Annotated in this window: 29 protein-coding genes; 20 read left to right on the top strand and 9 right to left on the bottom strand. The window is 75.3% G+C overall.

The features are described 5' to 3' along the window. Positions 1–35: 35 nt before the first annotated feature. The 3 genes from OG774_RS08650 to OG774_RS08640 all read left to right on the top strand — a co-directional run bounded on the left by OG774_RS08650 (position 36) and on the right by OG774_RS08640 (position 2,655). On the top strand, positions 36–314 hold the full coding sequence (locus OG774_RS08650; RefSeq protein ID WP_328308563.1) for a hypothetical protein: 279 nt from the start codon (positions 36–38) through the stop codon (positions 312–314). Between the two features lie 101 nt (positions 315–415). Continuing rightward, positions 416–1,606 (top strand): glycosyltransferase family 4 protein, encoded by a 1,191-nt coding sequence (locus OG774_RS08645; protein ID WP_328308561.1) that lies wholly within the window; start codon positions 416–418, stop codon positions 1,604–1,606. After that, positions 1,603–2,655, top strand: a complete 1,053-nt coding sequence (locus tag OG774_RS08640; protein ID WP_328308559.1) for an NUDIX hydrolase — start codon at positions 1,603–1,605, stop codon at positions 2,653–2,655. The genes OG774_RS08645 and OG774_RS08640 overlap by 4 nt, the downstream gene beginning before the upstream one ends. On the opposite strand, the gene OG774_RS08635 is transcribed toward OG774_RS08640, so the two are convergent. After that, positions 2,652–3,056: a VOC family protein gene (locus tag OG774_RS08635; protein WP_328308557.1), complete on the bottom strand. Its 405-nt coding sequence runs from the start codon at positions 3,054–3,056 to the stop codon at positions 2,652–2,654. The two genes, OG774_RS08640 and OG774_RS08635, sit on opposite strands and share 4 nt — an antisense overlap. Before the next feature lie 81 nt (positions 3,057–3,137). Here OG774_RS08635 and OG774_RS08630 point away from each other — a divergent pair, with 81 nt between their 5' ends. The 5 genes from OG774_RS08630 (at position 3,138) to pdxT (ending at position 6,433) form a co-directional block, all read left to right on the top strand. After that, positions 3,138–3,713, top strand: coding sequence for a TetR/AcrR family transcriptional regulator (locus tag OG774_RS08630; protein WP_328308555.1), 576 nt, complete (start codon positions 3,138–3,140; stop codon positions 3,711–3,713). A 91-nt stretch (positions 3,714–3,804) separates the two neighbouring features. Beyond that, entirely contained in the window at positions 3,805–4,707 is a 903-nt protein-coding gene (gene pdxS, locus OG774_RS08625; protein ID WP_328308553.1) for a pyridoxal 5'-phosphate synthase lyase subunit PdxS, read from the top strand. Positions 4,708–4,750: 43 nt separating this feature from the next. Continuing rightward, positions 4,751–5,341: a hypothetical protein gene (locus tag OG774_RS08620; RefSeq protein ID WP_328308551.1), complete on the top strand. Its 591-nt coding sequence runs from the start codon at positions 4,751–4,753 to the stop codon at positions 5,339–5,341. A 22-nt stretch (positions 5,342–5,363) separates the two neighbouring features. Next, on the top strand, positions 5,364–5,789 hold the full coding sequence (locus tag OG774_RS08615) for a hypothetical protein (protein WP_328308549.1): 426 nt from the start codon (positions 5,364–5,366) through the stop codon (positions 5,787–5,789). A 23-nt stretch (positions 5,790–5,812) separates the two neighbouring features. Beyond that, positions 5,813–6,433 (top strand): pyridoxal 5'-phosphate synthase glutaminase subunit PdxT, encoded by a 621-nt coding sequence (gene pdxT / locus OG774_RS08610; RefSeq protein ID WP_328308547.1) that lies wholly within the window; start codon positions 5,813–5,815, stop codon positions 6,431–6,433. Here pdxT and OG774_RS08605 read toward each other — a convergent pair. Both OG774_RS08605 and OG774_RS08600 read right to left on the bottom strand, forming a co-directional pair. After that, positions 6,430–6,822, bottom strand: a complete 393-nt coding sequence (locus OG774_RS08605) for an SCO5389 family protein (protein WP_328308545.1) — start codon at positions 6,820–6,822, stop codon at positions 6,430–6,432. The two genes, pdxT and OG774_RS08605, sit on opposite strands and share 4 nt — an antisense overlap. An 84-nt stretch (positions 6,823–6,906) precedes the next feature. Next, the gene (locus tag OG774_RS08600; RefSeq protein ID WP_328308543.1) at positions 6,907–7,869 is read right to left on the bottom strand and encodes an ATP-binding protein; all 963 of its coding nucleotides are present in this window, start codon (positions 7,867–7,869) and stop codon (positions 6,907–6,909) included. Positions 7,870–8,074: 205 nt separating this feature from the next. Between OG774_RS08600 and OG774_RS08595 the strand changes: the two genes are divergently transcribed. From OG774_RS08595 to OG774_RS08585, 3 genes are read left to right on the top strand one after another with little or no spacing between them, the layout of a single operon-like run. Further along, positions 8,075–8,584, top strand: coding sequence for an SRPBCC family protein (locus OG774_RS08595; protein ID WP_328308541.1), 510 nt, complete (start codon positions 8,075–8,077; stop codon positions 8,582–8,584). 1 nt (position 8,585) lies between these two features. Further along, complete coding sequence (locus tag OG774_RS08590) at positions 8,586–9,629, top strand: LLM class flavin-dependent oxidoreductase (RefSeq protein ID WP_328308539.1); 1,044 nt, start codon at positions 8,586–8,588, stop codon at positions 9,627–9,629. After that, positions 9,626–10,120 carry a winged helix-turn-helix transcriptional regulator gene (locus OG774_RS08585; protein ID WP_328308537.1) on the top strand — a complete coding sequence of 165 codons (495 nt, stop codon included), beginning with the start codon at positions 9,626–9,628 and terminating at the stop codon, positions 10,118–10,120. Before OG774_RS08590 ends, OG774_RS08585 begins: the two co-directional genes overlap by 4 nt. Positions 10,121–10,125: 5 nt before the next feature. Here the strand turns inward: OG774_RS08585 and OG774_RS08580 are convergent, their stop codons facing one another. The 3 genes from OG774_RS08580 to OG774_RS08570 all read right to left on the bottom strand — a co-directional run bounded on the left by OG774_RS08580 (position 10,126) and on the right by OG774_RS08570 (position 12,603). Next, entirely contained in the window at positions 10,126–10,599 is a 474-nt protein-coding gene (locus OG774_RS08580; RefSeq protein WP_328308534.1) for an SRPBCC family protein, read from the bottom strand. 53 nt (positions 10,600–10,652) lie between these two features. Then, positions 10,653–12,047: a PQQ-dependent sugar dehydrogenase gene (locus tag OG774_RS08575; RefSeq protein ID WP_328308532.1), complete on the bottom strand. Its 1,395-nt coding sequence runs from the start codon at positions 12,045–12,047 to the stop codon at positions 10,653–10,655. Positions 12,048–12,108: 61 nt separating this feature from the next. Then, positions 12,109–12,603: a PaaI family thioesterase gene (locus tag OG774_RS08570; protein ID WP_328308530.1), complete on the bottom strand. Its 495-nt coding sequence runs from the start codon at positions 12,601–12,603 to the stop codon at positions 12,109–12,111. Positions 12,604–12,798: 195 nt separating this feature from the next. Here OG774_RS08570 and OG774_RS08565 point away from each other — a divergent pair, with 195 nt between their 5' ends. From OG774_RS08565 to OG774_RS08555, 3 genes are read left to right on the top strand one after another with little or no spacing between them, the layout of a single operon-like run. After that, complete coding sequence (locus OG774_RS08565; protein WP_274191823.1) at positions 12,799–13,560, top strand: YebC/PmpR family DNA-binding transcriptional regulator; 762 nt, start codon at positions 12,799–12,801, stop codon at positions 13,558–13,560. A gap of 4 nt (positions 13,561–13,564) precedes the next feature. Further along, positions 13,565–13,747: a hypothetical protein gene (locus tag OG774_RS08560; RefSeq protein WP_328308525.1), complete on the top strand. Its 183-nt coding sequence runs from the start codon at positions 13,565–13,567 to the stop codon at positions 13,745–13,747. 9 nt (positions 13,748–13,756) lie between these two features. After that, positions 13,757–14,746: an endonuclease/exonuclease/phosphatase family protein gene (locus tag OG774_RS08555; protein ID WP_328308523.1), complete on the top strand. Its 990-nt coding sequence runs from the start codon at positions 13,757–13,759 to the stop codon at positions 14,744–14,746. On the opposite strand, the gene OG774_RS08550 is transcribed toward OG774_RS08555, so the two are convergent. After that, entirely contained in the window at positions 14,730–15,833 is a 1,104-nt protein-coding gene (locus tag OG774_RS08550; protein WP_328308521.1) for a winged helix DNA-binding domain-containing protein, read from the bottom strand. The two genes, OG774_RS08555 and OG774_RS08550, sit on opposite strands and share 17 nt — an antisense overlap. Beyond that, a complete protein-coding gene (locus OG774_RS08545; protein ID WP_328308519.1) occupies positions 15,830–16,096 on the bottom strand; it encodes an acylphosphatase in 267 nt (88 codons plus the stop codon). Before OG774_RS08545 ends, OG774_RS08550 begins: the two co-directional genes overlap by 4 nt. A gap of 44 nt (positions 16,097–16,140) precedes the next feature. Between OG774_RS08545 and OG774_RS08540 the strand changes: the two genes are divergently transcribed. Further along, positions 16,141–16,776, top strand: coding sequence for an alpha-ketoglutarate-dependent dioxygenase AlkB (locus tag OG774_RS08540; protein ID WP_328308517.1), 636 nt, complete (start codon positions 16,141–16,143; stop codon positions 16,774–16,776). Here OG774_RS08540 and OG774_RS08535 read toward each other — a convergent pair. Beyond that, on the bottom strand, positions 16,773–17,240 hold the full coding sequence (locus OG774_RS08535; protein WP_328308515.1) for a nuclear transport factor 2 family protein: 468 nt from the start codon (positions 17,238–17,240) through the stop codon (positions 16,773–16,775). The two genes, OG774_RS08540 and OG774_RS08535, sit on opposite strands and share 4 nt — an antisense overlap. 151 nt (positions 17,241–17,391) lie before the next feature. Between OG774_RS08535 and OG774_RS08530 the strand changes: the two genes are divergently transcribed. The 5 genes from OG774_RS08530 to yajC all read left to right on the top strand — a co-directional run bounded on the left by OG774_RS08530 (position 17,392) and on the right by yajC (position 21,180). Beyond that, the gene (locus tag OG774_RS08530; RefSeq protein WP_328308513.1) at positions 17,392–17,958 is read left to right on the top strand and encodes a crossover junction endodeoxyribonuclease RuvC; all 567 of its coding nucleotides are present in this window, start codon (positions 17,392–17,394) and stop codon (positions 17,956–17,958) included. After that, entirely contained in the window at positions 17,955–18,788 is an 834-nt protein-coding gene (locus tag OG774_RS08525; protein WP_328308509.1) for an alpha/beta fold hydrolase, read from the top strand. Before OG774_RS08530 ends, OG774_RS08525 begins: the two co-directional genes overlap by 4 nt. Positions 18,789–18,978: 190 nt before the next feature. After that, positions 18,979–19,584: a Holliday junction branch migration protein RuvA gene (ruvA, locus tag OG774_RS08520; protein ID WP_328308507.1), complete on the top strand. Its 606-nt coding sequence runs from the start codon at positions 18,979–18,981 to the stop codon at positions 19,582–19,584. Next, on the top strand, positions 19,581–20,666 hold the full coding sequence (gene ruvB / locus OG774_RS08515) for a Holliday junction branch migration DNA helicase RuvB (protein ID WP_328308505.1): 1,086 nt from the start codon (positions 19,581–19,583) through the stop codon (positions 20,664–20,666). The genes ruvA and ruvB overlap by 4 nt, the downstream gene beginning before the upstream one ends. Positions 20,667–20,733: 67 nt before the next feature. Beyond that, positions 20,734–21,180 (top strand): preprotein translocase subunit YajC, encoded by a 447-nt coding sequence (gene yajC, locus OG774_RS08510; protein ID WP_328308503.1) that lies wholly within the window; start codon positions 20,734–20,736, stop codon positions 21,178–21,180. Positions 21,181–21,195 lie beyond the last annotated feature (15 nt).

Below are 21,195 nucleotides of genomic sequence, written 5' to 3'. Positions count from 1 at the left end.
CGCAATCCGGTGGAGGGCAGGTCGACCATGAGGTCATGGATCTCCTGATCGACCTGCCCTGCCGCCGCCTGCGCCTCGTCCTCGACGAGGGCTCCGACCGCGTGGCCCTGCTCGCCGAGCTCCGGTCCCGCCGCGGTGCGGACCCTCCGCGCTGCCTCGCCGACCCGGGCCGCCCCTGCGGCCCGGGTCGGCCGTGCGCGTTCTCCTCCCGCCGCGACCGGGCTCCGCGCCGGCCGCCGGAGCCCGCTCAGGGCGTGATCAGCAGGCCGTCCGGCACCTCTCGCGGGCAGTGGAGGTGCCCGGCGTCCTGGTGATCTCCGGGTGGGTGGCCCGGGGGTGGGGGCGGACGCCGGCACCGGCCCTCGACCACGGCCGCACGGGGACGCCACCCGACGCCAGTACGCTGGGCCGCCTCATGCGCATCGGGATCGTGTGTCCGTACTCGCTGGACGTGGCCGGCGGGGTCCAGGCCCACGTCCTCGACCTCGCGCGGGCGCTGACGGGTCTCGGGCACCACGTCGACGTGCTGGCGCCCGCGGGGTCGGACACCCCGGTGCCCGACGGGGTCACGCGCGCCGGGAAGTCGCTGGGCATCCCGTACAACGGGTCGGTCGCCCGGCTGACGTTCGGGCCGGTGTCGCTGGCGCGGGTGCGCCGCTGGCTGCGCGAGGGCGACTTCGACGTCCTGCACGTCCACGAGCCCACCGCGCCGAGCCTGTCGTTCCTCGCGCTGATGGTCGCCGAGGGGCCGGTCGTCGCCACCTTCCACACGTCGACGCCGCGCTCGCGCACCATGACGTTCTTCGAGCCGCTGCTGCGCCCGCTGCTCGAGCGGGTCACGGCGCGGATCGCGGTGTCGCCACTGGCGCGCCAGGTCTACGTCGAGCACCTCGGCGGCGACGCGGTCGAGATCCCGAACGGGGTCGACGTCGCGGCGTTCGCCGACGCGCCCCCGCTGCCCGGGTACGCGGGACACGGCAACGGCGCGACCGTCGGCTTCGTCGGCCGCTACACCGAGCCGCGCAAGGGGATGCCCCTGCTGCTCGACGCCCTGCGTCCGCTGGTCGGACGGCGCCCGGACCTGCGGCTCGTGGTGGTCGGGCGCGGCGACGAGGACGAGCTGCGCCGGCAGGCGGGCCCGGAGCTCGCCGACCGCATCGAGCTGCTCGGCGCGGTCGACGAGGCGACCAAGACGTCGATGCTCGCCTCGGTCGACCTGCTCGCCATGCCCAACACGGGCGGCGAGAGCTTCGGGGTCGTGCTGGCCGAGGGCATGGCGGCCGGGGCCCCGGTGGTCGCGAGCGACATCGAGGCCTTCCGTCGCGTGCTCGGCGAGCCCCCCGCGGGCGTGGTCGTGCCGTCCGGCGACGTCGACGCCTGGAGCGCCGCCCTCGGCGCCCTGCTCGACGACCCGGCGCGCCGCGACGCCCTGCGCGCGGCGGGCAGCGCGCGGGTCGCGGCGTTCGACTGGTCGGTGGTCGCGGCCGCCGTGCTGCGGGTGTACGAGGTCGCCGTGGCCGCCGATCCGCGCCGGGTCGTCCCCGGCGGCCGGCTCGGTGCCCGGGCGCAGTCCGGCGCGGAGGCCGAACTACCGTCGTCGTCGTGACCCTCCTCGGTGCCACCGGCGTGGTGGTGGTCCTCGTCGTCCTCGCGGTCCTGCTCGTGGTCGTCGTGACGGCCGGGGTGCTGGTGGCCCGGGCGCGCCGGCTGGACCGGCTGCACGTGCGCACCGACGCCGCCGCCGCGGCGCTCGCGGCCGTGCTCGACCGGCGGGCCGCCGTGGTGCGGGCGATCGCGGCCACCGCCGGGCCGGTGGCGCTCACCGACCCGGACCGCCGGGCCCTGCGCGCGGCCGCCCGGGCCGTCGCCGCGACGCGGGCGGCCTCCGACGGCGGGCTCGACGCGGAGCGCGAGGCGGCCGAGAGCGACCTGACCCGGGCCCTCGGCGCCCTCGACACCGCCGCGCTGCCCGCCGACCTCGCCGCCGAGCTGGCCGACGCGCACGTCCGCGTCTCGGTCGCCCGCCGGGTGCACAACGACGCGGTGCGCGACACGCGCGCCCTGCGCGGCCGGCGGATGGTGCGTTGGCTGCACCTGGCCGGGACGGCGCCGGCACCGCGCTACTTCGAGATCGCCGAGCCGGGACCGGACGGCGGCACCGCGACGCCGCCGGCCATGCGGACCGCCCAGGACGCGGTCCGGGTGATCGTCGTCGACGGCGACGGCCGCGTGCTCCTCTTCCAGGGCATCGACCCGGCGCGCCCGGCCGAGGCGTTCTGGTTCGCCCCCGGCGGGGGCGTCGAGCCGGGGGAGGAGCCGGTGAAGGCCGCCGTGCGGACCGTGGGCGAGGAGACCGGGCTCGACGTCGACCCGGGCGCCGTCCAGGGCCCGCTCTGGGTGCGCCAGGTGGTCTTCGAGGCCGACGGCACGACGTACGCCGGGCGCGAGCTCTTCCACGCCGTGCACGTGCCGACCGGCGACATCGACACCAGCTCCTTCACCGAGCACGAGGCCCGGACGGTGCGCGGGCACCGCTGGTGGACCCCGGCCGAGCTGGCCGTGACGCTCGACGTCGTCCACCCCCACCAGCTCCCCGACCTGCTCGCGGACCCCCGGGCCCTCGAGCCCGGCGGGGTCCCGCTCGCGATCCACTAGGCCCGCACGGCGTCCACGTAGTCCGCGCCGACCGGCACCTCGGTGATCACGTCGACGAGCACCCCGGCCGGGTCGGCGACGATGAAGTGGCGCTGGCCGAAGTCCTCGGTGCGCAGGTCCAGCTCGGGGCGCAGGCCGGCGCCGCGGACGAGGCGCTCGTACTCGGCGTCGACGTCGGGCACCTCGACGTTGAGCAGCAGGCCGCGCGCCGTCGTGCGGAACCCCGCGGGCACCGTCGGGTGCGCGACGTCGACGAACGCCAGCTCGTGGGCGCCCCGGCGCAGGCTCACGTACCAGTCGACGGCGAACACCACCTCGAAGCCGAAGTGCTCGACCCAGAACTCCGTCGACGCCGCGACGTCGGCGACGGCGAGGACGGGGTAGAAGCCGGTCGGTTCCATGCGTACTCCCTTGACGTACCGTTGGTACGCGAACGGTGGCTGACGTACCATCGGTACGTCAAGTCCGGGGAGGGGAACCACGTGGCCGGGGTGCGGGAGGAGCAGCGGGCGCGCACACGGCGCGCGCTCGTCGACCGGGCGCGCGAGCTGTTCGCCGCCCGCGGCTACGCGGACGTCGGGCTCGCGGAGCTCGTCGGGGCGGCCGGCGTGACCAAGGGCGCGCTCTACCACCAGTTCGAGGGCAAGGCCGAGCTGTTCGAGGTGGTGCTGGGCGAGGTTGCCGCCGAGGTGGCCGACGCCGTCGTCCTCGCCGCCGAGGCCCACGAGGACCCGTGGGACCGGTTCCTCGCCGGCAGCCGGGCGTTCCTCGTCGCGAGCACCGACCCTTCGGTGGCCCGGATCGCCCTCGTCGACGGGCCGGCCGTCCTGGGGTGGACGCGGTGGCGCGCGCTCGACGAGGCCACGTCGGGCCGGCACCTCGTCGAGGCGCTCGAGGTGCTCGTGGCCCGCGGGGTGATCGCCCCGCGGCCCGTGGCACCCCTGGCCCATCTGCTGAACGGCGCGATGAACGAGGCGGCGCTGTGGCTCGCCGACGAGCCGGACCGGCTCGACGCGGTCTGGGCGGAGCTCGCGGGGATGCTCGACGGGCTGCGCTGAGCGTGCACCGGATCACGACGGGCACCCCCACGACGCCCGTACCATCGCGTCCACGTCCCGCACCGTCGTAGGAATCCCCGGAGGACCCACCGTGACCAGGCCCGAACCCGCCACCGCCGTCGGCACCGGAGGGGTCAAGCGCGGCCTCGCGGACATGCTCAAGGGCGGCGTGATCATGGACGTGGTCACGCCCGAGCAGGCGAAGATCGCCGAGGACGCGGGCGCCGTCGCCGTCATGGCCCTCGAGCGCGTGCCGGCCGACATCCGCGCCGACGGCGGCGTGGCCCGCATGTCCGACCCCGACATGGTGCGCGGCATCGTCGAGGCCGTCTCGATCCCGGTGATGGCCAAGGCCCGCATCGGGCACTTCGTCGAGGCCCAGGTGCTGCAGTCGCTCGGCGTGGACTACGTCGACGAGTCCGAGGTGCTCACCCCGGCCGACGAGGCCCACCACATCGACAAGTGGGCGTTCACCGTCCCCTTCGTCTGCGGGGCGACCAACCTCGGTGAGGCCCTGCGGCGTCTCGGCGAGGGCGCGGCGATGATCCGCTCCAAGGGCGAGGCCGGCACCGGCAACGTCGTCGAGGCGACGCGGCACATGCGGGCGATCCGCTCCGAGATCCGGGCGCTGTCGCGGATGGACCCGCAGGAGCTCTACGCCGCGGCGAAGGAGCTGCGGGCGCCGGTGGCGCTGGTGCAGGAGGTGGCCGAGTCCGGTCGCCTGCCCGTCGTGCTGTTCACCGCCGGCGGCATCGCGACCCCGGCCGACGCAGCGATGATGATGCAGCTCGGGGCCGAGGGCGTCTTCGTCGGCTCGGGCATCTTCAAGTCCGGCGACCCCGCCCGTCGCGCCGAGGCGATCGTGCGGGCGACGACCTTCCACGACGACCCCGACGTGATCGCGAAGGTCTCGGCCGGGCTCGGCGAGGCGATGGTCGGGCGCACCACCGCCGACATGCCCGAGCACGAGCGGCTCGCCACGCGCGGCTGGTGAGGCTCACGGGAAGATCACGACGCGGCGTGGGACGATCCGGGCGATGACCGCGTCGCACGGGTCCCCGCGTCGCCTGGTCGGGCTCCGGCCGACCGGGCCGGCACGTGACGGCTCGGACGGCTCCGCGGGCTCGGACGGCTCCGACCCCGAGGCCCGCACGGAGACGATGCGGGCGACACCGGGCCCGCCGGCACCCCAGCCGCCCCCCGCTCCCCGCCGCCCCGGACCTCGGGAGCGCGAGGAGGAGGACGTCGAGCCGCCCGCGCAGCGCAACGGCATGGGCACGCCGGCGCTGGTGCTCGGCCTGCTCGCCGCGGCGACGTGCTGGACCGGCTGGGCCGGGGTGGTGCTCGGCCTGCCCGCGGTGGTGGCCGGGTTCCTCGGCGCGCGCCGCGCCTTCCGGAACCTCGCCACGGACGGTGCCTCGTCGCTCGGTGGGCTCGTCGCCGGGCTCGTCGGGCTGGTCGTGGGCGCCGTGATCGTGTGGCCGACGCTGTTCGGCACCGGGGGCTTCGGCGACGGGCTGACCCTCGACCAGTGCATGGCCCAGTCGACGACGGCCCGCGAGATGCACATGTGCAAGTCACAGCACCTCGCCGAGTTCAACGAGCGCTACCCGAACGCCGCCGAGTAGGGGGCGATGGCACGATCGCGCCATGACGTCCGCTCCGCCACCCGCGCGCGAGGACCGCGACCAGCGTGAGCGCGACGGCGGCCTCGGCACCGCCGCGCTCGCCCTCGGGCTGCTCGCCGTCGGCACCTGTTGGCTCGGCTGGCCGGGCCTCGTCCTGGGGCTGCTCGGGGTGGTCGTGGGGTTCATCGGGTCCCGCCGCGCGTTCCACGACCGGCACCGCAGCGGCGCGATGTCGCTCAGCGGCTTCGTGCTCGCCCTGATCGGCCTGGTCGTCGGCGCGTGGCTCGTCGTGCCGGGGCTTCTCGGCATCGGCACCTTCGGCGAGGGCCTGACCCTCGACGAGTGCATGGCCCAGGCCCAGGGGCAGCAGGAGGAGCGCATGTGCGCCTCCCAGCACCTCGACGAGTACCGCGCGCGCTACGGCGATCCCGGCGGCACGGGCGGGTAGCTCTCCGCTCCTAGACTGGGGTCGTGAGCGCACCCGTCGGCGTCCTGGCCCTCCAGGGCAACGTCCCCGAGCACCTCGACGCGCTGCGCGCCTGCGGCGCCGAGGCCGTCCCGGTCCGCCGGCCCTCCGAGCTCGCGGAGGTCGCGGGCCTGGTGCTCCCCGGCGGCGAGTCGACGACGCTGTCCAAGCTCCTCGAGGCCGTCGAGCTGCTCGAGCCGCTGCGTGAGCGCCTGCGCGCCGGGATGCCGGCGTTCGGCTCCTGCGCGGGCATGATCCTGCTCGCGCGCGAGGCCATCGACGCCCGGCCCGACCAGCACCAGCTCGGCGCCCTCGACATCACCGTGCGCCGCAATGCGTTCGGCCGGCAGGTGGCGTCGTTCGAGTCCGACCTGGCGGTCACCGGGGTCGCGGGCGGCCCCGTGCGCGCGGTGTTCATCCGCGCCCCGTGGGTGGAGACGACCGGCCGCGGCGTCGAGGTGCTGGCCCGGGTGCCGGGCAGCGTCGCGGGCCCGGCGTCGGGCAAGGTCGTGGCGGTGCGCCAGGGCCCGGTGATGGCGACGGCGTTCCACCCCGAGCAGACCGGCGACGCCCGCCTGCACGACCTCTTCCTGCGCCGGGTCCGCGACAGCGTCGCGACGGGCTAGCAGTCGCGCAGCTCGGGGCTCTGGTTGAGGAGCTGGCCGCGGGGCGAGACGAACTCCTGCCAGACGGCCCCGCCCACGGCGCCCGGGCGGAACGCGCCGACGCGGTGGCAGTTCTGGAACGCGAGCTTCACGTCGAAGTGGCGCTCGAGGCCGCCGCGGATGGCGTCGGAGGCCAGCGCCCGCAGCAGCTGGCCGCGCTCGGCCTCGCTCGGCGGCGGGATCTCGTGGTCGGCGAGCTCGCCGTCCGAGAGCTCGAGGTCGGCGACCACCGAGGAGATCACCGTCCACGCGTAGGGCAGCGAGGTCCGCACGCAGTCGACGAACTCGGCGTCGGTCACCTGCCCGCGGGCGGCGGTGTCGAGCAGCTCGGGCGAGACGTCCAGGGACACGAGAGAACCTCCGGGATCGGGCGGGTGCGTCCTCCGAGCGAAGATCAGGGCCCGGGGTGGCGGCAATCGGCCGTCAGGAGGTGCTCAGAGCGTGACGACGGCCGGGCCCGGGACGAAGTCCGGATCGATCTGCTCGGCGAGGGCGGAGCCCGCCGGACCATCACCGCGAGCGGCGGCGTTCCGGCGGTGCATCGCCACCGCGTCGGCCTGGTAGCGCTCCCAGTCCTTGCCGACGGCGTCGACGGCCGCGCGCAGGTCGTCGAGCACCGCGACGTGCCCGGCCTCCAGCCCGGCGATGTCCCGGGGCGCGCCGCGGTCGCCCGCGCGCACGTGGGCCGAGCGCCCGAGCACGCCCACGAGGTCGTCGCCGACCTCGGACGCCAGGTAGTCGGCGTCCGCCGCGTCCTCGACCTTGTTGCCGACGACGGCCAGGCGCACCCCGAACTCGCGGGCGTAGCCGGCGTACTGGCGGTACACGCCGACCGAGCGCCGGGTGGGCTCGCAGACGAGGAACGTGAGGTCGAAGCGCGTGAACAGGCCGGAGGCGAAGGCGTCGGCGCCGGCGGTCATGTCGACGACGACGTACTCGTCGGGACCGTCGACGAGGTGGTTGAGCAGCAGTTCCACCGCGCCGGTCTTGGCGTGGAAGCAGGCGACGCCCAGGTCGGCGTCCTCGAACGCGCCCGCGAGACCCAGGCGCACGCCGGGCACGACCTCGCGCACCGCGGCGTCGTAGACCGGGTTGTCCTCGATGACGCGCAGCAGGCGCGATCCGCGTCCGGGCGGCGTCGTCTTGATCATCTGGTCGGCCGACGGGATGCGCGGGTTGTCGCCGCGCAGCCACTCCTTGATCAGGCCCAGGTGGGCGGGGAGTGTCGGCAGCCCGGCGGCGTCGGCCTCGGTCGCGCCCAGCGCGACCGCCAGGTTCTGGTTGATGTCGGCGTCCAGGGCGAGCACGGGCGCCCCCGTGGCGGCCGCCCGCAACGCGAACAGCGAGGCGCAGGTGGTCTTCCCGCTCCCACCCTTGCCGACGAACGCGACCTTCACCCGGGACCCCTCTCGTGACGCTGCGCCGAACGAGTGACTACTCTAAGTCATGCACGGGTCCGCATATCCGGGTGGTCACCGGGCAGGCCGTCGGCGTGCGTCCGGGGCTCTTCCCGGTGTCGCCGCGATCGTCGAGGCCCTCGCCCACGTGCGTGAGGTCCTGAGCTGGATATCGTCGGGAGACCCAGGGCGATAGGCTCCCGCGATGCGCTACGCCGAGGGCCCCACCGTCGAGGCCACCGTCCACGTCGCCGCGCCGCCCGCGCAGGTCTGGCCGCTCGTCCGGGACATCCAGTTCGTCGCCGACACCTCCGAGGAGCTGCAGGAGGCGCACTGGCTGCCCGCGCCCGAGGGGCCGGCCGAGGGCGAGGCGCCCGCGGTCGGCCACCGCTTCCGGGGCCGCAACTCCCACCCGCAGGCGGGGGAGTGGGAGACGGTCTCGACCGTCGTGGAGTGCGACGAGGAGCGCCGCTTCTCCTGGGCCGTCATGGACACCGAGAACCCCACCGCGACGTGGCTCTTCACCCTCACGCCGGTCGAGGGTGGCACGGAGCTGCGGCAGTGGGTGCGGATGGGGCCCGGGCCGTCGAACCTCAACAAGGTCATCGAGAAGATGCCCGACAAGGAGGAGCGCATCGTCGCCCACCGGTGCCGGGAGTGGCAGCAGAGCATCGAGCGCACCCTGGCCGGGATCAAGGAACGCGCGGAGTCCTGAGGTGCGCACCGCCACCACGATCGAGGCCTCCGGCGCGCCCTGGGGCGAGACGGTCGACTTCGTCGTCGAGGCCGAGCGGCTCGGTCTCGACGTGTGCTGGGTGGCCGAGGCCTGGGGCTCCGACGCCCCGTCGCCGCTGGGCTACCTCGCGGCCCGGACCGACCGGATGCTGCTCGGGTCGGGCGTCGTCCAGGTCGGCACGCGCTCCCCGGCCCTGATCGCCCAGACCGCGCTGACGCTGCAGGAGGTGTCGCGGGGGCGTTTCCTGCTGGGGTTGGGCAGCTCGGGTCCCCAGGTCCTCGAGGGCCTGCACGGGGTGCCGTTCGCGCACCCGCTGGGACGGATGCGCGAGACCGTCGAGGTCGTCCGCCGCGTCATGGCGGGGGAGAAGGTGACCCACGACGGGCGTCACGTGCGGCTCCCGCTGCCCGGGGGCGAGGCGCGCCCGATGCGGGTGTCGGTGACCTCGGACCACCGCGTCCCGATCTACCTCGCGACACTCTCGCCGAAGATGCTGCGGCTCACCGGCGAGGTCGCCGACGGCTGGCTGGGCACGAGCTTCGTTCCCGAGGGGGCGTCGACGTCGCTCGAGCCGCTGGCCGAGGGGGCCGCCGCGAGCGGGCGCACGCTCGCCGACCTCGACCTCTGCCAGGGCGCCGAGGTCGCCTTCACCGACGACCCCGGCCGGATCGACGCGATGCTCGACGAGCGCCGCGCGGGCCTCGCCTTCAGCCTCGGCGGCATGGGCTCGGCGAGCCGGAACTTCTACCGCGACGCCTACGCCCGCCAGGGCTACGGCGACGTCGCGGCCGAGGTGCACGCGCTGTGGCAGGCGGGACGCCGGGACGACGCGGCGCGAACGGTGCCGCGGGCGATGGTCGCGGCGACGACGCTGATCGGGACGCCGGACGTGGTGCGCGAGCGGCTGTCCGCGTGGCGCGGTGCCGGGATCACGACGGTCCGGCTCTACCCGGCCGGCGAGACGCTCGCCGAGCGGCTCGACACGCTGGCGCGGGCGATCGAGCTGGTGAAGGAGGTCGGATGACCGAGACGCTTCCCTGGCGGGAGCTCGACAGCGGCACGTGCTCCATCGCGCGCACCATGGCGGTGCTCGGCGAGCCGTGGACGGTACTCGTCGTCCGCGACCTCCTGCACGGGGTGCGCCGCTTCGACGAGCTGGTCGCGCACCTCGGGATCGCCCGCACGGTGCTCGCCCGGCGTCTCGCGGTGCTGGTCGACGCCGGGCTGGTGGAGACCTCGGAGTACCGCGAGCCGGGCCGTCGGGCGCGGCGGGAGTACCGGCTCACCCGGGCCGGGCACGCCCTGCGCCCGGTGCTGCTCGCGCTGATGGCCTGGGGCGACGCCCACCTCGACACCGGTGCGGGACCGCCGGTGGTCGTGCGCCACGAGGGCTGCGGGGCGCCGGTGCACCTCGTCGAGGAGTGCGCCGAGGGCCACCGCCTCGCCGCGTCGGACAGGGTGCGCAGCACCCCGGGCCCCGGGGCCCGTCCCGCCCCCGTCGGGACGGACCCCTGACGTGCTCAGCTCGCGGCGTCGGCCACCTTGTCGATGGTCCGGGTCATCTGCTCCTCGGTGACCATCGGGAAGAAGCCGCGGAACGACTCGTCACGGACTGCGCTCCAGTCGTAGACCTGGGTGACCTCGGTGCCGTTGCCCGCGGGCTCGAGCTTCCAGGTCCAGACGTGGCCCTTGGCCGTCACGTCGCCGAGCTTGTCGGTGTAGCCGTCGAGCGGGTGCAGCTGCGGCGCCCAGGCGATCTCGCGGTTCTCCTCGTAGGAGGTCACCGTGTTCAGCATCTGGTAGTCGCCCAGCGCGTCGTTGTACATGTTCATGACGAACTGGTCGCCGACGTCGCTGACCTCGCCACGGCCGTCGACGCCCTTGAGCATGCCGGCGCCGTCGAACTCGTGGTGGCGGGCCGGCGTGGCCAGCAGCGAGAAGAGCTGCTCGGGCTTGGCGTCGACGGTCCTGGTCACGGTGATCTGATCGCTCATGGGGGTGTCCTGCCCCACACGGCCGCCCGGCAAACGGTTGGGCACGACCGAAGTCAGCGACCGGGGGGCGCCAGGCGGTAGACCGCGCCCGCGTCGTCGTCGGTGACGTAGACGGCGCCGTCGGGGCCGGGGATCGCCGCGACCGGCCGCCCCCACCGCGACCCGTCGGGCGCCTGGAAGCCGCCGACGAGGGTGCGCTGCCCGCCGAGGTCGCCGTTCTGCCACGGGTAGAACGACACCTCGGGCGCGCGGGGCGACTGCCGGTTCCACGAGCCGTGCACCCCCACCAGCGCGCCCTGCCCGTAGGGCGGGGGCAGCGTCGTGTCGAAGGCGAGGCCGAGCGGGGCCGAGTGGGCGCCCATCGTCTGCTCGATCGGCGTGAGGGTCGCGCAGTCGAGCGCGCGGCCGTCGGGGTTGGTCTCGGCGTCGGCCACGAACGGCGGGTCGGACGGGTCGAGGGCGCTGTCCGGGTCGCCGGGCGTCACGTCGGGGTCCGGGTTGCAGTACGGCCAGCCCAGGTCACGGCCCGGGGTGAGGCGGGCGAGCTCCTCGGGCGGGTGGTCGTCGACGTAGTCGGGGATCACCCGACCGCGGGCCGACCCGTCGTCCTCGCCGTAGGGCCGGTCGTAGGGGAACGGGATGTTGTCGCGGTTGTTCACCGCGGTCCAGACCGCCCCGTCCGGGGCGACGGCGAGGCCCGTCCCGTTGCGGACGCCGCGGGCGAAGGGCTCGGGCGGGCCGCCGCCCGGCGGCACGCGCAGGATCGCCGCCCGCTGCGGGTCGGCCTCGCGGTCCTGGGGCGAGACGTTGCCCGTCGAGCCCACCGAGATGTAGACCGAGCCGTCCGGCCCGACGGCGACGCTCTTGAGCGCGTGCGCGTAGGCCCCGCCCAACTCCGGGCTGCGCGCGTCGGGCAGGTCGTCGACGACGGTCGTCGGCGTGCCGAGGGCCGGGCCCTCGTAGGGGTACGAGCGCACGGCGTTGCTCTCGGCGACGTAGAGGGTGCTGCCGACGAAGGTCATCCCGTGGGGCTGGGTCAGGCCGGACACCAGCGTCGTGCTCGTCGGCCCGCCCGCTCCCGGGACGAGGCGGACGACCTCGCCGGCGCCGGGCCGCGAGACGAGCAGGGCGCCGTCGGGGGCGAACACGGCCATCCGCGCGGAGTCCACGCGCGCCCAGACCGCGATCGACCAGCCGTCCGGGACCAGGGCCTGGCGGGGGGCGTCGAACGGGGCCCCGGCATCACCCGGCGGCACGGACACCGGCGAGGCCACGAGCCCCTGGGTCGCGGCGCCCGCCGGAGCGGGGCCCGGCCCCGCGGCCGGGACGGCGACGGCGTCCCCGTCACCGGGTGCCGGGGGAGCGGTGGCGCCCCCGCACGCGGCGGCGAGGGCCAGGAGCGCGACCGTGGCGCCCGCGACCAGGGATCGCGCGAGGCGTTGCGGCATGCGGCCGAGCCCATCACACGCCGGCGTCCCCCGCGCGCCAGGATGGCGGGGTGCCAGGCGGTCAGCCGCGCAGGATGAGGCAGCTCGACGTGCCCTCGGCGACGAGGCGGCCGGCGCCGTCGAGCAGCTCCGCGCGGGCGAGCGCGGTGCTGCGCCCGGAGTGCACGACGTGGCCGACGGCGCGGGCGATGCCCGAGTCGGCGGTGAGGCGGCGAAGGAACTTCACCGACAGGTCGAGGCTCGTGTAGCCGACACCGGCCTCGAGCGTGCTGTGCACGGCGCAGCCCAGCGCGGAGTCGAGCAGGGTCGCGTAGATCCCGCCGTGCACCGAGCCGATCGGGTTGTAGTGGTACTCGGCGGGCTCGACGGTGAACACGACGCGCCCGCGCTCCACGGACTCCACGGCGGCCCCGACCAGGGTCATGATCGGCGGCGGCGGGAGCGTCCCGTCCGCCATGGCGGCCAGGAACGACAGGCCGTCGCGCTCGGTCGCCGCCGCGGCGAGCGTCCGGGGGTCGGACCAGGTGTGGGTGCGCTCGCGCGTCGTGACGTCCATGCTGCTCCCTGGGTAGCGGAAAGAAACTCAGGCGGGGAATCCGCACCGTACCGTCCCGTCGCCACGGGTGGGACCTCACCTAGACTGGATCGCCAGGAGCGTGTGCGGCGCGAGCCGCCACCTGCGCCGGCCGGGGTCCGTCCCGGGAGCGGCGCCCGCGGTCGAGGACACGCGCGAGACGAAGGGCGGGAAGCGATGAGCGGCCACTCCAAGTGGGCGACCACGAAGCACAAGAAGGCCGCGATCGACGCGAAGCGCGGCAAGATGTTCGCCAAGATGATCAAGAACATCGAGGTCGCGGCCCGCACCGGCGGTGGCGACCCGGCCGGCAACCCGACGCTCTACGACGCCATCCAGAAGGCGAAGAAGACCTCGGTGCCCAACGACAACATCGACCGCGCCGTCAAGCGCGGTTCGGGCGCCGAGGCGGGCGGGGCCGACTACCAGGCCATCACGTACGAGGGCTACGCCCCGGGCGGCGTCGCGGTGCTCGTCGAGTGCCTCACCGACAACAAGAACCGCGCCGCCGGCGAGGTCCGCACGGCCATGAACCGCAACGGCGGCGCGATGGCCGACCCGGGCTCGGTGGCCTACCTGTTCAACCGCAAGGGCGTCATCATCGTCCCGAAGGAGCAGTCCGGCGGCGCACTCTCGGAGGACGACCTGCTGCTCGCCGTGCTCGAGGCCGGGGCCGAGGAGGTCAACGACTACGGGGAGAGCTTCGAGGTGCTCACCGAGTCGAACGACCTCGTCGCCGTCCGCACCGCGCTGCAGGAGGCGGACATCGACTACGACTCCTCCGAGGTGTCGTTCGTGCCGTCGATGAACGTCGAGGTCGACGCCGACGGGGCCCGCAAGGTCCTGCGGATCATCGACGCGCTCGAGGACTCCGACGACGTCCAGAACGTCTACTCGAACTTCGACGCGTCCGACGAGGTCATGGCCGAGGTCGGCTGACCGGGTGCCGCCCACCGCTCCCTGCGTCGTCGCCGAGCTCGCCGCGGGCGACGCGGGGGAGGCCCTGACCGGTAGCGAGGAGAACCTGCGGCTCCACCGCCGTGCCGGCTACGAGGAGACCGGCCGGCTCGTCGACAGCGCCGGCGTCGAGCTGCTGCGCCTCGAGCGTCCGGCACCGGGGTCGTAGGCCCCTGACGTGTCCCGCTTCCTCGACGGCGTCCTCCTGCTCGGCGCGGTGCTCGCCGCGCTGTGGGTGCCGTTCTGGTGGTGGGGGGCGCCCGGGTCGCCGATCGCCTTCGCGCTGCTGTCCGGGACGCCGGTGGTCGCGGTGGTCGCGGTCGTGGTCGCGGTGCTCGCGCTCGTCCGGCGTCGCCGGGTGGCCGGGGTGGTGGCGCTCGCCACGGCCGTGGTGCTCGGGGCGATCGTCGTGCCGCGGGCCCTCGACGACGGTGACCCGGTCGTGGCCGCCGGGCCGGGGAGCGCGCCGGTGGTCGTGGCGACGGTCAACCTGCAGTTCGGGCGGGCCGATCCGGCGGCGGTGGTGGCGCTGGCGCGCGACCGTCGTATCGACGTCCTGGGCCTGCAGGAGATCACCCCGGAGGCCGAGCGGCGTCTGGCGGCGGCGGGCCTGCGGGCGGAGCTGCCGTTCATGGAGTCGGCGGCGCGACGGGGCGCGGGCGGCACCGCGCTGGTCTCCCGCCACCCGCTCGCCCCCTCCGGGCTGGTGCTGCGGCCGGGTGTGTTCTCGCAGGTCACGGCCCGGGTCCTCGCGCCGAGCGGGCCGGTCGACGTCGTCGTCGCGCACCCGTCGGCGCCGGTGTTCCGCGACGACCCCGGGGGATGGGCGCGCGAGATCAGCGAGCTCCCGGGCCCGGCGCCACTCGGGGGGCCGCCCCGTCTGGTGATCGGCGACCTCAACGCGACGCTCGACCACCGCCCGCTGCGCGCCATGCTCGCGCCCGGGACGTGGCGCGACGCGGCGTCCGCGGTCGGCGGCGGGCTGCGGGGCACGTGGCCCACCGACTCCACGCTGCCGCCGTTCGCGGCCATCGACCACGTGCTCGTCTCCGGGCCGGTCTCGGCCGTCGAGGTGACCACGCAGGAGCTGCCGTCGACCGACCACGCGGGGCTGATCGCCACACTGCTGGTGCGCGACGGCCGGACCGCCCTCACCCCCGGAGCGTAAGGGGGCGACCGAGGATCCGGCTCCAGACCGCGCGCTCGTCCTCGAGCGCCCCGTCGGGCAGGGACGTGCCGAAGGGCGTGACCTCGAGCCGGTCGTCGTCGGCGCGCCAGGTGCCCACCACCCGGCCGGCGTCGAGCACGACGGGCGCGATCCACCCGGCGGCGCGGCTGACCTCGCCGCGGTGCGCGGTCGGGAGGAGGTCGGGATCGGCGGTGCCGGCGCCGAGGACGTAGGGGTCGAACGGGCCGAGGAGGCGCAGCCCCGGCGCCTCGGCCCCGAGCTCGTCGAGGTCCTCGGCGCGCGCGTAGCGAGCCTCGCCGTCGACGCCGACCTCGACGAGCGAGCCGTCGGCGACGAGGTCGGCGAACCACGCCCGCAGCCGTTTCTTCGGCGTGGCGCCGCGCAGCAGCCAGGCGTCGAAGGCCGTCGGGGTCGCCGGCCCGTGGGCGGCGAGGAATGCGGGGACGACCTCGCGGGCGGCCTCGTCGGGATCGGGGAGGCCGGGCCAGCCCGGGACCAGCGTGTGCGGGTGCGCGAACGTCACGCGCGAACCGGCGGGCGGCCCGTGGCAGAGCAGCCCCTGCCAGGCCAGCGGCTTGAGCACCGCGCCCCAGCCGGAGCCGAGCGCGTCGGCGAGGCCCTCCTCCCGGCTGTGGGCGACGAGCGCCGCGACGAGCTCCTCGCGGGTCAGCACGGCGTCGGCGAGCACCTCGGCGACGGCGTCCTCGAGGGCCGCCATCTGCGCGGCCGTGGCGAACTCGCGCTGCCAGGAGCCCTTGTCCCAGGTGCGGGCCGCCGCGATGAGCGCCAGCACGGCGGGCGCCTGGTCGGCGGCGAGGAGGTGCAGCGCGCCGCGCAGCGACCAGGTCCGGATCAGCGTGCCCGCGGCCAGGGCGGCGTCGACGGCGCCGTCGTCCGCGGTGCCGACGGCCGTGCGCACGGCGACGGCCTGCGCGGCGGCCGACGGGACCTGCGCCTGCACGCCGACGAGGCGCCGCGCGATCGCCGTGGGGTCGGTGCCGTCGCGCAGGGCGACGTGCTGGCGGCGCAGGCGGAAGGCGCGGACCTGATCCGCGGTGACGTTCACGCCTGGTCGAAGGAGCGCAGCCCCTGCGGGTCGGTGTCGGTGACGTCGACGCCGGTCACCTGCGCCTGCGACGGACCCTCGTGCGCCCAGGCGATCATGCGCTCGACGGCGTTGTCCTCACCCTCGACGATCATCTCGACCGAGCCGTCGTCGCGGTTGCGCACCCACCCGGCGACACCGAGATCGCCCGCGGTGTCCTGCGCGCTCTGACGGAAGAAGACGCCCTGCACCTGCCCGTGGACGACGATGTGCTTGCTCGCCACCGAGACCTCCCCCTTCGCTCGAACATGTGTTCTACTCGTCGGCGATGACCGCCGCGTGGACGCCCTCGCTGTTCGGCGGGGGCGAGCCCGCTCCCGATCCGACGGTCGTCCCGCGCCGCATCGTCCTGGACGAGACGTCGTGGGTCGATCTCGCCCCCGCCTGGCTCACCGGCGCCGACGCCTGGTTCGACGGGATCGTCGCCGAGGCGCCGTGGGACCAGCGCCGGCGGCGGATGTACGACCCGGCCACAGGAGGATCTGGGACCGTGATGGAGCCGCGCCTCACCTGCGGATGGCGCGTCCCCGAGGCGCCCGACCCCGCGCCGGCCGTCGCCGAGGCGCTCACGGCGCGGTACGGCGTGCGCTTCGATCGCGTCTCGGCCAACTACTACCGCCACGGCGACGACTCGGTGGCCTGGCACGGCGACCGCGTCCGCTTCACCCACGAGGCGCCGATCGTCGCGATCGTGTCGCTCGGGGCACCACGGCGGTTCGGTCTGCGGCCCGTGGGCGGCGGGCCGTCGACGCGGCTGACCGTCGCGGGCGGCGACCTGCTCGTCATGGGCGGGCGCTGCCAGCACGACTGGCAGCACACGGTGCCGAAGTGGCCGGGCGCCGGCCCGCGGGTCAGCGTCACCTTCCGCCACGACGACCCGGGGCCGCGTCCCTCGATCTCCTAGATCGGGATCTCGCTCGTGTCCCCGTCGGCGCGTGTCCCGTGGATCCGGCGCTCGGCCTCGGTGATCCGCAGGTCGTTGATGCTCGCCTCCCGGCGGGCCATGAGGCCGTTGGGGGCGAACTCCCAGTTCTCGTTGCCGTAGCTGCGCCACCACTGGCCGTCGTCGTCGCGGCACTCGTACTGGAAGCGCACCGCGATCCGGTGCCCGCCGTAGGTCCACAGCGCCTTGCGCAGCACGTAGTCGTGCTCGCGCTCCCACTTGCGGGTCAGGAACCCGACGACCGCGTCCCGGCCGGTGACCCACTCGTCGCGGTTCCGCCAGGCGGTGTCCACCGTGTACGCGAGCGCCACCTTCTCCGGGTCGCGGGTGTTCCAGCCGTTCTCGGCGGCCAGCACCTTCGCGCGTGCCGACTCCTCGTCGAACGGCGGGAAGGGCGGGCGGGGCTCCTCGATCGGGCTGCTCACGGTGGTCCTCCTCGCGGGGTGCGGCTCGGGTCAGCATGCCGCACGGCTCCGCCGTTGATCACCAGGTCGAGAGACCAGAGGCGGGCGGGACACGCCGGGGGACGGGGACGAGAGCCGGTCGGTGGGCCGGCGCCCCGTAGCGTCGCGACCCATGCGGGTACTGGGCGTCGACCCCGGGCTGACGCGCTGCGGTCTCGGCGTCGTCGAGGGCTCCGGCGGGAGGTCGGTGCGCGCCGTGGCCGTGGACGTGGTGCGCACGCCGCCCGAGGCGGAGGTGGCGCAGCGGCTGGGGGTGGTCGCCGACGCCGTCGAGGCGTGGATCCTCGAGCACCGTCCCGACGTCGTGGCCGTCGAGCGCGTGTTCGCCCAGCACAACGTGCGCACGGTGATGGGGACGGCGCAGGCGAGCGGGGTGGTCGCGCTGGTCGCCGGGCGCGCGGGCCTGCCGGTCGCGTTCCACACACCGAGCGAGGTGAAGGCGGCGGTCACCGGCTCGGGGCGCGCGGGCAAGGAACAGGTGACGGCGATGGTGACCCGGGTGCTCTCGCTCGGCGTCGCCCCGCGCCCCGCCGACGCCGCCGACGCCCTCGCCCTGGCCGTCTGCCACTGCTGGCGCGCCCCGATGATCGCCCGCATGGCCGAGGCCGAGGCCCGCGCCGCCGAGGTCGCGAAGCACCACCGCGCCCGCCTCGCCGCCGCGCGCAAGGCCGCCCGTTGACCCTGGCGCACGTCCTCTCCGCCGACGGCACGCGGATCGCGGTGGAGACCGTCGGCGAGGGCCCGCCGCTCGTGCTCACGACCGGCGCTCTGCAGGACCGGGCGAGCGTCCGCCTGCTCGCCGAGAGCCTCGCCGACCGGGCCACCGTCCACACCTGGGACCGGCGGGGACGCGGCGACTCGGGCGGCGCACCCGACCCCGCCCTCGACCCCCTCGGGCCCGACGGCGAGGCGCTGGTCGCGGCCGAGGTTGCCGACCTCGCCGCCGTCGTCGCCCACGCCGGTCACGCCGCCCACCCCGCCCACCCCGCCCTCTACGGGCACTCCGCGGGCGCGGTGCTCGTCCTCGAGGCCGTGATGCGCGGCGTGCCGGCCGGGCGGGTCGTCGCCCACGAACCGCCGTGGCGCCTCGCGACCGACGACCCGTCCCCGCGGCACGAGCTGGCCGCCGCCACGATGACCGCCCTGCGCGACGGCCGGCCCGACGACGCCGCGGCCGCGTTCCTCGGCGGCTTCCCGGCGGCCGCGCCCGCACCGGTCGAGCGCCTGCGGGCCACCCCGTTCTGGGCGCGGACGGTCGCGCTCGTCCCCTCGCTGCCCCACGACGTCGCCCTCGTCGTCCGCGACGGCCTGCCGACCGACCGGCTCGCGGCGCTGCGCACACCCCTGCTCGCCCTCGACGGTGGCGCGAGCCCGGCCTGGGTGACCGACGCCGTCGCCGCCCTCGCCGCCGCCGTGCCCGGCGCGGAGCACCGCACGATGCCCGGCCAGGAGCACTTCGTCCTCCCGTCGGTGCTCGCCCCGGTGCTGGCGGACCACCTGACGGGGTGAGCTCTCCAGAACGATCTCCCGACAGTGCCGTGGGCGTCCCAGCACTGGCGCCACTCTCGAGAGATCGTTCTGGAGAGGTCGTCCCCACGGTCGGCCCCGGGAGACGCGGGCGCGGCGTTGCGCGGCGGTGTCGGAGGTGCCCGGTAACCTTCGAACGCGTGTTCGCCAGGAGGGTCGGGAGGGTCGTGCGGTGATCTCGTCGGTGCGGGGGGAGGTCCTGGGTCTCGGGCTCGACCATGCCGTGGTCGAGGTCGGGGGTGTGGGGCTGGCCGTGCAGGCGACGCCGAACACGCTGGCCCGCCTGCGCCGCGGGCAGCAGGCCCGCCTCGACACGGCGCTGGTGGTGCGCGAGGACTCGCTGACGCTCTTCGGGTTCGCCGACGCCTCGGAGCGCGAGATGTTCCTGCTGCTCCAGACGGTGTCCGGGGTCGGGCCGCGCGTCGCGCTGGCGACGCTGGCGGTGCTCGACCCGGCGGCGCTGAGCCACGCGCTGGCCGACGGCAACCTCACGACGCTCATGAGCGTGCCGGGCATCGGGCGCAAGGGCGCCGAACGCCTGGTGGTCGAGCTGCGCGACAAGGTCGCCCCGCCGAGCGCCGCGGACGACGACGGGGCGCCGGTCTCGGCCGTGGCCTCGGGGACGCTGCGCGACCAGGTGGTCGAGGCGCTGGTCGGCCTCGGCTTCGCCGCCAAGCCCGCCGAGAAGGCCGTCGACGAGGTGCTCGGCGGCCCGTCCGGCCCGGATGACTCCTCCGGTGTCCTGCGCGCCGCGCTGAGCAGGCTGGGCCCGCGATGAGCGAACACGATCTGGAAGCGAGCCTCGAGCGGGCGCTCGCGAGCACGCCCGCCGACGGCGAGAGCGACCTCGAGAACAAGCTCCGGCCCGCCCGGCTCGCCGAGTTCATCGGTCAGCCGCGGGTCCGCGAGCAGCTCGACCTCGTGCTCCGCGGTGCCCTGGGCCGCGGGAGCCCGCCGGACCACGTGCTGCTCTCCGGCCCGCCCGGCCTGGGCAAGACCAGCCTCGCGATGATCATCGGTGCGGAGCTCGGCAGCCCCGTACGGATCACGTCCGGCCCGGCGCTGGAGCGCGCGGGCGACCTCGCCGCGATGCTCTCCAACCTCGTCGAGGGCGACGTGCTGTTCATCGACGAGATCCACCGCATGGCCCGGCCCGCCGAGGAGATGCTCTACCTCGCGATGGAGGACTTCCGGGTCGACGTCGTGGTGGGCAAAGGTCCCGGCGCGACGTCCATCCCGCTCGACGTCGCCCCGTTCACGCTGGTGGGCGCCACCACCCGGGCCGGCGCGCTCACCGGCCCGCTGCGCGACCGCTTCGGCTTCACCGGGCACATGGAGTTCTACGAGCCCGAGGACCTCGAGCTGGTCGTCCGGCGCAGTGCGCAGATCCTCGAGGTCGACCTGCGCCCCGACGGCGGCCGCGAGATCGCCCACCGCTCCCGGGGCACGCCCCGGATCGCCAACCGTCTGCTGCGTCGGGTGCGCGACTACGCCGAGGTCCGCGCCGACGGCGCGGTGACGCGCGACGTCGCCCGGGCGGCGCTGGCGGTCTACGACGTGGACGAGCTCGGGCTCGACCGACTCGACCGCGCGGTCCTCAGCGCGCTCGTGCGGAGCTTCCACGGCGGGCCGGTCGGCGTGTCGACGCTGGCCGTGGCCGTGGGGGAGGAGCCGGGCACCGTCGAGGAGGTCTGCGAGCCCTACCTCGTGCGGGCGGGGATGCTCGCCCGGACGCCGCGCGGACGCGTCGCGACGCCCGCCGCGTGGCGCCATCTGGGCCAGGAACCGCCCGCCGCCGGCGCGGACAGCACCGACGATCCCGGGGACGACCCACGGGGCCAGGGCACGTTGTTCGGCTGAGCTGGCAGACTCGGAACCGGACATGCGCGGGTCGCACGAGGGTCACCCGCCCGGTGGACGGAGAACCATGGATCTCATCTTCCCCCTGCTCATCCTGTTCATGATCGGTCTGGTGTTCATGTCCAGCCGGCAGCGCAAGAAGCAGGAGAACCAGCAGAAGGACCTCCAGGGCAGCCTGAACGTCGGTGACGTGGTCGTGATGACCAGCGGCGTGAGCGGCACGATCGTCGACGTCGACGACGAGCGCACCATCGACCTCGAGATCGCCCCGGACGTCGTCACCACCTGGCTGCGCGCGGCCGTGCGCGAGAAGCTCGTGGCGCCGGAGGACCCCGAGGTCGTCGAGGACCTGGACGAGTCGGACGACGTCGTGCCCCAGTCGTCGATCCCGACCGAGAGCACCCCGGTCGTCGACGCCGGCACGAACGGCACCCACGGCACGGGGACGAACTCCGACATCAAGGACACGAAGGCCGACTCGACGGACAACGTCTCGTCGCCGCGCTCCTCCTGATCCGACCGGGGCGGG

Source organism: Actinomycetospora sp. NBC_00405 (assembly GCF_036044095.1).
In the GTDB taxonomy this organism is placed as follows: domain Bacteria; phylum Actinomycetota; class Actinomycetes; order Mycobacteriales; family Pseudonocardiaceae; genus Actinomycetospora; species Actinomycetospora callitridis.
Note: the sequence above shows the minus strand (reverse complement) of the source record. Positions and strands in the feature narration are given on the sequence as shown.